Origin of the sequence: Runella sp. (assembly GCF_027484545.1) — a bacterium.
Taxonomy (GTDB): domain Bacteria; phylum Bacteroidota; class Bacteroidia; order Cytophagales; family Spirosomataceae; genus Runella.
In genome coordinates, this window is record NZ_JAIXST010000206.1 from 1 (window position 1) to 12,540 (window position 12,540).

Sequence of the window (12,540 nt, forward strand, 5' to 3'; positions counted from 1 at the left end):
AGCACAGGAAAATATTCAGTTGGGTGTCGAAAAACTCTGTGATGAAGATGAGAAAGTCAGCTCACTAACCTGCTTTCCCTATTTAAAAAATACAACATAATAATATTGAATTAGTATTAATTTTGTTAGCTCACTGTCAGAAGCCATAATTCAACTTCTAAAATAAGGCTATTCCTGATACAGAAATACCTGCGGTGCAGTGCCTTCCTCAATAGCGTAAAATTCTGATTCAGAGAGCCATCCAAACTGATACGTACCCTTGGTGACCGGTCTCAGTTTTTCAGTTTGTAAATCATAAAGCCAAATGTGAGGCTGCCCGGACAACGTAGCCGAAAACAACAATTTATCACCCGACACAGACAACCGAGGCCATTGAATGGAGCCATTGGCAGGTGTCACAAACAGAGTTTTGGTTACAACATCATTTTGCGGGTCAAATTGCACAATTTCCTGCGCCCCCTGCGAGGAAGATCTGTAGCGATGCACCAGCAGCGAACGGCTATCGCTTGTCCAAGCCAAGTCGTAGGGCTGCGCCAATGCTGTCCGTTTGTCAATTTTCGTATCTGTATCGTATACCCATACATTTCCCGTGCGTTTATAGTCGGTATATGCTATTTTTTTACCATCGGGCGAGAGGGCCGCAAGCCACACATTAGCTCCCGCCGGCAGCGCAAATTCACTGAATGCTGCTTTCGCAATATCATAAATGACGTAACTACGTCGTTGGCTCGAAGAGGCTTCAAAAATAATTTGTTCGCCATTTCCCACCCAATTTCGGAAGAAAATCGAGGAGGGATAGGTCAATTTTTGTACTTTATTAGTGGCCAACTGCGTCAGAGTAATGTCCTTTGCGTCCTGAGATTGTACTAATGTATAGTTGCCCGTCGGTGAAAGATAAAAACTGACGGTGTTGGTCGTTTTCAACAATTCTTTAATAGGTTTCAGCTTGTTAGGAACCACCATAACAGGCGAACTCAATTCAGACCAATACGTACCTTTGCTGCCTTTTACAGCAACAGAATATATTTTATCCGACTGAAGGTTAGTGAGTTCGATACGTTTTTGGTCGGTTGTTTGAAGCAATTTTAAATTTGACGAACTGCCTTCGGCCAGCCATACTTCCGTTTTGTCAAAATCCACGGGTATCGGGCCTGCGGTCGAAGCAAAAACACTTCCAATGGACTCAATTATCACTTTCTCATTCTCATAACTTGCCCTCACACTCATCAATAAAGGATGCTCAGGCGAAGGCTCAGGTGTCTTTCTGTTACAGCCAATGACTATCCATAAAACCGCAACAAGTGGAAATATCTTTTTCATAATAAACGGAAGTGGATGTCTTTATGGGTAAGACGCTTTTTTAGGCCAAAAGGTTGTATCTAAAATGACGAGTTTAAAATGCCGACGGGGGCGGTTCGCCGCTGCGACGCCCGTGCGGTGACGAATTTAAAACACTTATCCTTATATCGCTGATTTTTCTACCTTCTGACTTGCCAGAATTTGTTTTACCAACACTTCATTGATTTTTACATAACTCTCTTGCGTCCAACCCGCTACGTGCGGCGTCAGAATCACGCGGTCGGAGGTACGGAGGTAGTCGAATGCGGCTTGTTGATTGGGTGTAAGCATAGACAATTTTTCATTTTCCAAGACGTCTAAGCACGTACCTCGGATTTTGCCGCTTTTTAACCCATTTACGACCGATTCTAAACCGACAATTTCACCCCGTGCCATGTTGAGCAGAAAAAACGGATGAGCCATTCGCTCAATAAAATCGTCGTTGACCAGATGCCGCGTCTCTTCCGTAAGTGGAACATGTAAGCTAATCACTTCAGCTTTCTCCATCAGTTCTTCCAATGTGACTTCCCAGGCATAAGCATTGCCGTAGTTGACCAAATATTTATCGTAGGCCAACACATTGCACCCAAAACCGCTCAGGCGTTGTGCCGTTGCGCTGCCGTTGAATCCATACCCGATCAGCCCCACCGTTTTTCCCATCAACTCGATACCTCGGTTGCCTTCGCGGTCCCAAATTCCTTGGCGTACTTCGCGGTCGGCTTTCACGATGTTGGCAAATAATCCCAAGAGCATTCCTACGGCATGTTCGGCCACGGCATCGCGATTGCCTTCATTAGCGGCAAAAACCTTGATGTTACGTTTTTCGGCGGCAGCAATATCAATCAAATCCAAGCCCGCCCCTGCCCGGGCAATGAAACGGAGTTTCGGGGCTTTTTGCAAAATTTCTTCGTCAATAAAAGTTTTACTGCGAATAATCAGGCCTTCGTAGTCTGCAATATGGGTGAGAATATCGGCTCGTTTAAAGGCAGGTTCATAGCGATACACAAAACCTGCCTGTTTGAGCATTTCAAATAAGGAAGGGTGGGTATCATCTACAATCAAAATGTTCATAAGGAGTCAGAGTTATTTACTGGCACAAAAATAGTGCGCAATATTCGTAAATTGCAGCCCATTGGTAGTTTACAGTTTACAGTTTATAGTTGACAGTTTTTTATTTCCCTGATTTACAAATATTTATGTAGCGATAGCAATAACCTACCTAAATTCAAAAATCTACGTAAAACTTTATCATGAGCGAATTACAATCTGACAAGCCCGTTATCGGCATTACAATAGGTGATTACAATGGTATTGGTCCTGAAGTGATCCTGAAGGTACTTCACAACAACCAACTGAACCGCATTTGCACGCCCGTCATTTATGGTTCAATGCGCCTTCTGAATCGGTACCGCAACCAATTTGACATGAAAGATTGGAACCTGTTTGGTGCCCAAAAAATAGAACAGGCCAATCCTAAAATGACGAACGTAATTACCTGTTGGCAAGACCCGCAGGAAGATATACAGCCCGGAAAAGTCACACCCGAAGCGGGGAAAGGGGCTTTTGAAAGCCTGAAACGCGCCGTTGAAGATCTCAAAGCGGGAAAATTGGACGCCATCGTAACGGCTCCCATCAATAAAAATAACATTCAAAACGAGGAATTCAAATTCCCCGGTCATACTGAATTTTTGGCAGATGCCTTTGACGTAAAAGAGCCGCTGATGTTTATGGTAAGCGATACGTTACGCGTAGGCGTGGTTACGGGGCACGTGCCGCTGCGTGAAGTGGCCGAGCAAATAACCAAAGAAAAAATTGTGGTAAAACTCCAATCCATGCTCAAGTCGCTACGAGGCGATTTCGGAATTCGGAAGCCGCGCATTGCCGTTTTGGGTCTGAATCCGCACGCGGGAGAAAACGGACTTTTGGGAAAAGAAGAGCAGGAAATCATCGAACCGGCCATCAAAGAATTGAAAAATAAAGGGCAATTGATCTATGGCCCCTACCCTGCCGATGGTTTTTTTGCCGCGCAAACCTATCGTAAGTTTGACGCGGTACTTGCCATGTACCACGATCAGGGGCTCACTCCTTTCAAAACCATTGCTTTCAACGACGGAGTTAACTTTACCGCCAATTTGCCCATTGTACGCACCTCACCCGACCACGGCACGGCCTACGATATTGCAGGAAAAAACCAAGCGGACGAAACTTCCATGCGTCAGGCAATTTACACGGCTATTGACGTAGTAAAGTACCGAAAAGACCAAGCCGAACTCGAAAGAAACGCCCTCAAAAAGAATCCAGTCGTGGAAAAAATGACCTCGCAGGAAGAAAAATAGTACAGTTGTCAGTTCACGGTTTACAGTTTGTCAGTCCACGGTTAGCAGTCTGTAGTTGCCAAAGGTGTTTTAAATGAATTTCATAAAAGAGTTTAAAAGCAATCCATTATACATGCTTAAATCAATGACCGGCTACGGAAAAGCCACTATCGAATCCGAAACACTGTCGGTAACTGCCGAAGTCAAATCGCTTAATTCTAAGTTTTTAGATATATTTTGTCGCATTCCCCGCAACTATTCGGAGCGGGAAATTGAAATTCGTAACCTTATTACGCAGTCACTGGAACGTGGGAAAGTAGAGTTTACGCTTACCGTTTCCCCCATCGGCGATGGTAGTGCAGGAACTGTGGTCAATCGTGCGCTGGTGAAAGCGTATTTCCGTGATTTGCACCAAACGGCCGAAGAGTTAGGATTTGCCCCTACCCCAACGGACGTGCTTCGCATGGCGCTCCAAATGCCGAATACGTATTCAGCCGATTCTCCTACGGAAGACCAGCAGGCAGCCGAAGCCGCTCAAATTCAGCAAACTGTACTGGCAGCCCTCAAAAAATGCAACGAATTTCGTCAACAGGAAGGACGCGCCCTCGGCAAGGCTTTCCACGCAGCGATTCAGAAAATTTCTGATTTGTTGCTCGAAGTGGAAGAATTAGACAAAACCCGCATTCCTGCCGTTCGTGAGCGTCTTCGTAAAAATGTCCGCGATTTGATTCACGATGAAACATTCGACCAAAATCGTTTTGAGCAGGAATTGGTCTATTTCATCGAAAAATTTGACATCTCGGAAGAAAAAGTACGTCTCATGAATCACCTTTCGTATTTTATCGAAACCCTTCAAAATAAAGAAAGCAACGGCAAAAAACTGAATTTTATCGCTCAGGAAATTGGCCGTGAGGTAAATACCATCGGTTCTAAAGCCAACGATGCTCCCATTCAACATTTGGTTGTCCAGATGAAAGATGAATTGGAAAAAATCAAGGAACAAACGGCGAATATCATTTAGGGAAAAGTGTAAAGCGGACTGCCGCTGCGGGTGAAAGTGGAGTGTGCAAAGAAACTATAGATAGCGCAGGTATAGTCCTGCGCTATTACTTTTTAAGCTCACAACAGCACAAAGCTCTGTCCAACAATTAGTGCATTTTCTTTTTCACCACATCCGCAGGGTATCTAAGTGCTAATTCTCGGATTTCGTAGCTGAACGCTTCAAAGGTCTCGCGCCAAAGTTGCGCTTCTTCGGCAGTATAGGGATAAAAACCGTGGGCGTTTGCTACTCCTTTGCCGCCATCCTTCACGATGTCATCAATTAGTTTCGGCATTTCTACCGAATTGCTCAAGGTTGGAAAAAGGTCTTTCATCACGGTATGATACGCAGGAACACCGGTCAGGTCCATCCAGCGAAAAGGTCCTACCAACGTCATCCAATAACCTGCATTATTTCGGCAGGCTCGGTCCACATCTTCAACGGTTGCGTAGCCATTTTCTACCAAATTGAACGCTTCACGGTACAGCGCGTACATAAGGCGATTGGTGATAAAACCGCGAATATCTTTGCGGACTAAGGTAGGTTCTTTACCCCAATGATGCGAAAGTTCGTACAGCCATTCACCTTTGGAAACGTCGCTCAAATCACCGCAGATCACTTCCAAAAAACGCGTGGTATGCGATGGTTCGGCCCAATGTAGCCCCAAAAAACGCTCCGGATGTTTTACTTCTTTCTGCAAAATACTGATGGGAATGGCTGACGTATTGCTCGTTATCACTGTTTCCGTTGAAACCACGGCCTCTATTTTCTCGTAAACTGATTTCTTTATCACGAGGTTTTCCAGCGTACATTCTATGACCAATTGGCAATCTGACAATGTTGCGTAGTCTTCCGAAATAAGCAGGTTTTTAAAGAAATAATCAGGATTTTCGGTCACCAATCCCTCTTCCAAGGATTTTTGTAAATGCTCATGGATTCTTGGATGCGCTGTTGGAACATCTATGGGCAACGGCGCAATAGCCACTACACGGTGCCCCGCCATCAACAAACAAGTGGTGATACTGCACCCCATTAATCCAAGTCCTACGACACCTACCGATAAATTTGAAGGGTTCATCATTATATTATTTCTGCGTAAAGTCGTCCAAAATCTGTTGATACTCATTCAGGAATATCTGAAATTCTCGCTCCAAATTAGGCAAATCCTGAGCTAACGTACTGGTATCGTTGGTCTTCAATTTTCCTTCACCGATACGGGCAATTTCCGCTACTCGCGATATGCCTATCGTTCCGGCACTCCCTTTGATTGTGTGTAAATTACTTTTTACAGTAGCAATGTCATTTTGAGCAAAAGCCGCTATCGCCTCATTGACCAACTCTGTGGATTCAATGACAAAATCTTCAAAAATTGAACTGACCAATTCCATTCCTCCCAATTCCTGCAATTGCCCCACGATGTCTAAATCAATGATAGGCAGTTTGATTTCCTGCGCTATCTCTTTTTGCTTTTTCTTCAATACCACGGTGTCTTTCAGCGACTTACCTGCATCCACAATTTCTTTTACCTTCTGAATCAACACCTGCGCCCTAATCGGCTTGGGTACGTAATCATCCATTCCCTGACTCAAAAAGCGCTCCCGGTCTTCTTTCATCGAATAGGCCGTCATCGCCACTACCGTGGGAAGATTGGCACCAAACTGCTCTCGCAGTTGCTGTGTGGTTTCAATTCCGTCCATATCAGGCATCTGAATATCCATAAAAATGGCATCATAATGCTGACTGTCGGGCGAATAAGTGGCCGCTACGAGGTCGATGGCTTGCCGACCGCTTTCTGCCGTATCCACAAAACAACCCGATTTTTTCAAAATTTCACTCGCTACTTTTCGATTCACGAAATTATCATCCACCAACAGCACCGTGGGTCGGTACACATTGAAGAAATTTTCAATTCTAATTTCAATAGTGTCCGCTTTCTGTTGGGTAGGACTAATCATGGTTTCCTTGGTTTCAAACGTAAACCAAAACATACTCCCTTTGCCCAATTCTGAATCCACTCCAATCTCACCTTTCATCAAGCGACTTAACTCCTTGGAAATTACCAAACCAAGCCCTGTACCGCCGAAGGTTTTGCGCGAAGAAGTATCTACTTGACTGAACGCATTAAACAACAACTTCAGGTTTTCGGGCGTAATTCCAATTCCCGTATCTCGCACTTCCACCCTGATTTTGTGGAATTTCCCTTTGGTCCACACCGATGAAACATGAATACGTACGCCGCCATTCTCGGTAAATTTGAGCGCGTTGGAAGTAAGGTTAGACAATATTTGCAACAGGCGCGTTTGGTCGGCAATAATATACTGAGGCACCCCTTCTCCAAAATAACATTTCAATGTATTGTTTTTATTACGGGCCACTTGCGAGAAAAGCGCAGTCAGTTTCTCAAATATCTCCTCCAGGGCCACGGGTGCCTCGTTCAACTGCATTTTCCCCGCTTCGATTTTGGATAAGTCCAAAATGTCGTTCAGAATGTTGAGCAGGGTTTCTGACGAACGGCGCATTGTCTGCACATAATCTTTCTGCTCGGTATTGAGGTCGGTGCCGTTGATGAGGTCAAGCATTCCGATAACGCCGTTCATCGGCGTACGAATCTCGTGGCTCATGTTGGCCAAAAATCGTTCTTTTACTTTCAACGAACGTTCGGCCTCCTCTTTGGCTTTGACGAGTTCTTCCTCATTGCGCTTCAATTCCGTAATATCCCGCGCCAAAGCTGCAAAAATGGGTTCCCCTTCCTCGTCTTTCAGAAGCAGCATATTAAACATAAACTGCCGCACTGTGCCGTCTTTGATGCGCAATTCCGCTTCAAAATTTCGGAGGCTTTTATCGCGCCGCAAACGCAGCAGCGCCACCTGAACACGCTCCTGATCCACGAAATAATCAGTCACGTAGGTTGCCAATGCTTCTTCTACCGTATAACCCGTGCGTTTAAGTACGGAGGGGCTTATCATCGTGATTTTACCCGTACGATTCGTACGGACATATATATCCTGAAGATTAATAAAAATACCGCGAAACTTCTCTTCACTCTGCTGCATCGCCAATTCAGCTATTTTCCGAGGAGTAATATCTCGCGCCACACCCGACACTTCTTCAATCGGGCCTTGGTTGGTCCTGATTGGGTTCAGACTGAATTCCAACCACATATCACCTTCTCCGTTGCGAGTTTCGATTTTCATCTCAAACCCCTGAGGGTTACCTCTGAACGCCTGCCGATAGCGGTCTTCCATCAAGCGACGGTTGTCCATCGTCATCAATTGCCACCCAAGCCGTTCGGTAGTGGTATTGATGGCCGGAGTTGTGCGTAAATGCTGCTGTAAAAACGACGAATAGTTTTTGTTAAAAGAAGTCAGTTGCAAGGCTTTATTGACCGACCAAATCAAGTAGGCACTGCTGTCAAAAATGGCATTCAGTCGGGCTGTTTGGCGGTTCAGTTCCGCTTCATTTTGTTTCCGCGCAATCGCCAACGCCACTTGTCCCGAGATAAATTCGAGCATTTCCAAATTGCGGGGACGATACTGATTGGGATTGGTATATGATTTTACCCCAATGATGCCCGTAACCCGGTCGCCGATGCGCAACGGAACACACAACAATACTTTGGGAATTTGTCCGTACATATATAGCCCCTGTGTTTCAGCCAATTCCAATATATCTTTTTCGTACAGGAAAAGCGATTTATTGGCACGAATGGCGTATTCAGTCAGACCGTTACCGATTTTCCGCTTCGTAAATCGAACGTTACCTTTAAAATACTCATCCACGTAATACGGGAAATACATGTAACTTTTTGTGGGGTCGTACAAGGCAATAAAGAAATTTCGGGCATCTATGACTTTTCCCAATTCCTCATGGACTCGGGCGTAGAATTCGTCCAAATCCTGCGTTTTTATCATCCAATTGGCAATACTGTAATACAAACTCTGCGAACGTTCGGCTCGCACCCGACTCGTCGCATCGTGCAAAATACAGCGAAAGGCCGTCGGTTTATCATTTTCATAGCGACAGGTTACACTGCCCGTCAGGTAGATTTTTTTTTGTTGTTTGTTCCAAAAAACGGTTTCAAAATCAGGTACTTTTTCGCCTTCCTGCACCCTTTTGAGAAGCTCTAAAGTCGCTTCTGCTGCTTCGGGCCAAAGAATATCTTTGAGGGTAAGCCCCATCAATTCGTCCAAATCATAGCCCAACCGCTCCCGCCATGCCCGGTTGACAAACAAAAACTTCCCTTCCAACGACACCAATTGAATCAAATCGCTGGTATTATCCACCAAATCCTGCAACTGCGCATTGGATTTGTTCAGTGCATTGGCTACCCGCAATTTATTGGTTACGTCTTCGCCAATGAGCGTAAAATCCAACAGTTCCCCGCTCTTTTTATTGATAATCATCGAATTAAGCTGAAAGGTACGTATGTTCTTATTCTTTGAAACAAGCGGTATTTCCCGAAATTCCGCTAAACCGCCCCGTTCGATTGTTTCAATCAAAAACTTTTGTATTTCATCGCGATTTTCGATGGACAGGAGATCTTCAAAAAAATTAAATCGTTGGAGGTCTTCGGCGCTCCACCCCAACATCCGTGTGGTATACGCATTGGCAAAACGGATGGTTCCGCCGGGTAAGACCGTGAGAACAAACAAGTTAAGTTGTTCGACAAACGGAATGGGTTCGGTAATGGACAATGGGGTTTGCATGGTAAAAAAACATTATCGGCGGTAAAGTCCGAAACTTAGTCGAAACTTTGCAATTACTTCAAACAAAAGTAACAATTTTGCAATTAATGAAAGTCAAACCAAAAAAACACCTCGGGCAACACTTCTTACGCGATTTGGACGCCTCGGAGCGCATTGCTGATTTATTGTCGGGTCACGGTGGCTACGACACTGTCCTCGAAATCGGCCCCGGTATGGGCGTACTTACCCAGTTTATATTACCCAAAACGCAGTACCAAACCTACGTGGTGGAGATTGACCGCGAGTCGGTAGCGTATCTGAAAGTTAATTTCCCCACGTTGGAAGGTCGTATTATTGACGGCGATTTTTTGCGCATGAATTTGCAGGAATGGGGTGAATCCGTTACCGCAAAACCCGCATTCGCCATTATCGGCAATTATCCCTACAATATTTCTTCCCAAATCCTCTTTAAAGCCTTAGACTATCGAGATACCGTTTCGGAAATTGTAGGGATGTTTCAGAAGGAAGTGGCCATGCGCATCGCATCACCTCCGGGCAAAAAGGACTACGGGATTTTGAGCGTGCTGTTGCAGGCATTTTACGATATTGAATATTCCTTTACCGTTCCTCCCGAAGCCTTTGAGCCGCCTCCGAAAGTACAATCGGGCGTGATTCGATTGAAAAGAAACGCCGTAACGCATTTGGATTGTGACGAAAAGAAGTTTAAGCAAGTCGTAAAAGCAGGTTTCAACCAACGGAGGAAAACGCTCCGGAATGCCCTTAAATCCTTGGGAATCCAGTTTGACCACCCGCTTTTGGACAAACGGGCCGAGCAGTTGGGTGTTGCCGAATTTGTACTGTTGACGAATTTGGTCAATAGTCCACAGTCCACGGACGATAGTCAATAGTGTATGGTCGATAGTTGATAGAAAAACAATGGGATTACTATTGACTGTGGACCGCTCGGGCGGCCCCATATTGACAGTAGACTATCGACTAAAAAACGCATCAAAAAATGACTTTTGAACTTACCAAAGAATACCTTGAACAGATTGAAACGGCGATTGTAGAGCGCAATGAAACGCAGTTACGGGCCGAAATGGAAGAACTGTATCCAGCAGACATCACAACGCTTTTGTACGAATTGGATACCGAACCTGCCCATTATCTGTTCAGCCTCTTAAACACGGAAGTGGGCGCGGAAATTCTGGCAGAAATTGAGCCCGACGACCGCCGACGGTTTTTGGCCGATTTTTCGTCGTCAGAAATTGCCCGGTACATTGAAGTTTTCGACTCTGATGATGCCGTGGATTTGCTGAAAGAGCAACCCATTCAGGTACGCGAGGAAGTCATTGGTTTGTTACAGGACCGCGAACAGGCGCGTTTTATCATCGACCTTCTCCCCTACGACGAAGACGTAGCGGGTGGATTGATGCAAAAAGAGTTGGTAAAAGCCAATGTCAATTGGACGGTCAATGAGTGCATAGAGGAAATCCGTAAACAGGCCGAAGACGTAGAGAAAGTATACGCGGTTTATGTGGTGGACGACGAGCAAACGCTTTTGGGTCTTATCTCACTGAAAAACTTGGTGTTAGCGCGTAAAAACACCAAAATAGGGAATATTTACGACGAAGATATTCATTACGTTGAAACCTACCACCCCGTAGAAGAAGTCGCCGAAATCATGCAACGGTACGACTTGGAAGCGATTCCTGTCGTCAACGTTCAAAAACGGTTGTTAGGTCGCATCACCATTGATGACATCCTGGACGTGGTAACCGAAAAAGCCGAAGAAGACATTCAGGCGATTTCAGGTATCACGGGCGAGGTGGAAGAAGACGACAGCCTCTGGGACCAGGTAAAAGCGCGTTTACCGTGGTTGATTGTGGGCGTCATCGGGAGTTTGATGGCCGCTACGGTCATTCGGATTTTTGAGGGAGAATTGGGTAAAATGGCAGCTTTAGCCATGTTCATTCCCATCATGGGTTCGACAGGCGGAAATGTGGGCATTCAAACCGCTTCGCTCATTGTGCAGGCCTTGGCCGACAAAACAGGAATTGAAATCAGTTGGAAAGAACGTTTGTTGAAGATTATCGTCATTGCCTCGCTCAACGGCCTCATTATCGGCATTTTAGCGGGCTTATATGTGCTTATATTCAGCGAAACGCAGTTGTTTTGGGTGGTAAGTTTATCCCTCTTGGCGGTGGTGCTTTTAGCTTCTTTTATGGGAACCATTACGCCGCTTATTCTGAATCGTTTCGGCATCAACCCTGCCGTAGCCTCCGGGCCCTTTATTACTACTGCTAATGATTTAGTGGGTATCGGTACCTACTTTTTGATTGCACATTTTTTGTTGAAGATATAAAAATCAATAGTTCGGTATCAATTTAAGCGGCAATAGAGCCAAAAGCATATAGTTCTTTGATTTTCGGGTTATTTTTAGTCATCTCTTCTACATTTGGGAAGATTTGAAAAAATCTTTCTATAAGTAACTGGTTGTGGTATAGAGTTTTAACATCAGCCATTGAAAATGGATGCTTTTCTACATCGGTTTTATCAAGCCAATTCGGTCCGATTTCTATGATTCATGCAACTAAAGGCGTATAAAAATCTTTATATTTTTCCCGCACGGGCGGCCCCGTTTCGATGAACACAAGAAAATACACGATGAACCAGCCGCGTGGGCGGTCCCATTGTTACAAACGTTATGAACGACAAGCCGCATCGGCGGTCCGAATTTCATTCTTGCCTTCTGCTGTTTTTCGCAGATAATATTCTCGGATTTCGGGTGAGTATTGGATAGCAGATCTGGCTCCATTGTGAAGCAAAGCCTTTAATTGCTTATTTGCTTTATTACTGGTTTTGGCCTTGCCTTTGTATTGGCCTGATGAATAAGAAAATGGGACAACTCCTGCATGACAATCGGACGGCCGAAGCCGCGAATTTTTTTGGGTCGCTGATGTTCTTAAACTCGTTTGTAACGATAAGAATTTCTGTTGCAATGGCTGGACCAACACCCTTTACAGATTCGATAAGTTCGTAGACGGGGCCGCCCTTTAGATTTGCACTTTGATTATTTATAATAAAAACTGTTATTACTGTAAGTTTTCTTTTTGCTTCTTTTTCTTTTGTTGAAATGTGGATAAGTGAGATATTTACAGTA

9 protein-coding genes are annotated in these 12,540 nt (G+C 44.8%); 4 read left to right on the top strand and 5 right to left on the bottom strand.

Going from position 1 to position 12,540, the window contains the following annotated elements; all coding sequences use genetic code 11:
* Positions 1 to 168 precede the first annotated feature (168 nt).
* Positions 169 to 1,320, bottom strand: a complete 1,152-nt coding sequence (locus tag Q0081_RS19345) for a WD40 repeat domain-containing protein (RefSeq protein WP_298357101.1) — start codon at positions 1,318 to 1,320, stop codon at positions 169 to 171.
* Positions 1,321 to 1,461: 141 nt separating this feature from the next.
* On the bottom strand, positions 1,462 to 2,409 hold the full coding sequence (locus tag Q0081_RS19350; RefSeq protein WP_298357104.1) for a 2-hydroxyacid dehydrogenase: 948 nt from the start codon (positions 2,407 to 2,409) through the stop codon (positions 1,462 to 1,464).
* A 179-nt stretch (positions 2,410 to 2,588) separates the two neighbouring features.
* On the opposite strand from Q0081_RS19350, the gene pdxA reads away from it, so the two are divergent.
* Together pdxA and Q0081_RS19360 are read left to right on the top strand one after the other, a co-directional pair.
* Entirely contained in the window at positions 2,589 to 3,674 is a 1,086-nt protein-coding gene (pdxA, locus tag Q0081_RS19355) for a 4-hydroxythreonine-4-phosphate dehydrogenase PdxA (protein WP_298357107.1), read from the top strand.
* A gap of 112 nt (positions 3,675 to 3,786) precedes the next feature.
* Positions 3,787 to 4,674: a YicC/YloC family endoribonuclease gene (locus Q0081_RS19360; protein ID WP_298357119.1), complete on the top strand. Its 888-nt coding sequence runs from the start codon at positions 3,787 to 3,789 to the stop codon at positions 4,672 to 4,674.
* Positions 4,675 to 4,801: 127 nt separating this feature from the next.
* Here Q0081_RS19360 and Q0081_RS19365 read toward each other — a convergent pair whose 3' ends face one another.
* Positions 4,802 to 5,770: a 3-hydroxyacyl-CoA dehydrogenase family protein gene (locus tag Q0081_RS19365; RefSeq protein WP_298357122.1), complete on the bottom strand. Its 969-nt coding sequence runs from the start codon at positions 5,768 to 5,770 to the stop codon at positions 4,802 to 4,804.
* Between the two features lie 7 nt (positions 5,771 to 5,777).
* Positions 5,778 to 9,398 (bottom strand): PAS domain S-box protein, encoded by a 3,621-nt coding sequence (locus Q0081_RS19370; protein WP_298357110.1) that lies wholly within the window; start codon positions 9,396 to 9,398, stop codon positions 5,778 to 5,780.
* 86 nt (positions 9,399 to 9,484) lie between these two features.
* Between Q0081_RS19370 and rsmA the strand changes: the two genes are divergently transcribed.
* Together rsmA and mgtE are read left to right on the top strand one after the other, a co-directional pair.
* Entirely contained in the window at positions 9,485 to 10,285 is an 801-nt protein-coding gene (gene rsmA / locus Q0081_RS19375; RefSeq protein ID WP_298357113.1) for a 16S rRNA (adenine(1518)-N(6)/adenine(1519)-N(6))-dimethyltransferase RsmA, read from the top strand.
* A gap of 107 nt (positions 10,286 to 10,392) precedes the next feature.
* Positions 10,393 to 11,742 carry a magnesium transporter gene (gene mgtE, locus Q0081_RS19380; RefSeq protein WP_298357116.1) on the top strand — a complete coding sequence of 450 codons (1,350 nt, stop codon included), beginning with the start codon at positions 10,393 to 10,395 and terminating at the stop codon, positions 11,740 to 11,742.
* Between the two features lie 340 nt (positions 11,743 to 12,082).
* Here mgtE and Q0081_RS31930 read toward each other — a convergent pair whose 3' ends face one another.
* Positions 12,083 to 12,394: a transposase gene (locus tag Q0081_RS31930; RefSeq protein ID WP_409034081.1), complete on the bottom strand. Its 312-nt coding sequence runs from the start codon at positions 12,392 to 12,394 to the stop codon at positions 12,083 to 12,085.
* Positions 12,395 to 12,540 lie beyond the last annotated feature (146 nt).

Bases quoted from the DNA above. Each gene is read 5' to 3' on its own strand.
- Q0081_RS19345 (WP_298357101.1), bottom strand. From the start codon at position 1,320: ATGAAAAAGATATTTCCACTTGTTGCGGTTTTATGGATAGTCATTGGC.
- Q0081_RS19350 (WP_298357104.1), bottom strand. From the start codon at position 2,409: ATGAACATTTTGATTGTAGATGATACCCACCCTTCCTTATTTGAAATG.
- pdxA (WP_298357107.1), top strand. From the start codon at position 2,589: ATGAGCGAATTACAATCTGACAAGCCCGTTATCGGCATTACAATAGGT.
- Q0081_RS19360 (WP_298357119.1), top strand. From the start codon at position 3,787: ATGCTTAAATCAATGACCGGCTACGGAAAAGCCACTATCGAATCCGAA.
- Q0081_RS19365 (WP_298357122.1), bottom strand. From the start codon at position 5,770: ATGAACCCTTCAAATTTATCGGTAGGTGTCGTAGGACTTGGATTAATG.
- Q0081_RS19370 (WP_298357110.1), bottom strand. From the start codon at position 9,398: ATGCAAACCCCATTGTCCATTACCGAACCCATTCCGTTTGTCGAACAA.
- rsmA (WP_298357113.1), top strand. From the start codon at position 9,485: ATGAAAGTCAAACCAAAAAAACACCTCGGGCAACACTTCTTACGCGAT.
- mgtE (WP_298357116.1), top strand. From the start codon at position 10,393: ATGACTTTTGAACTTACCAAAGAATACCTTGAACAGATTGAAACGGCG.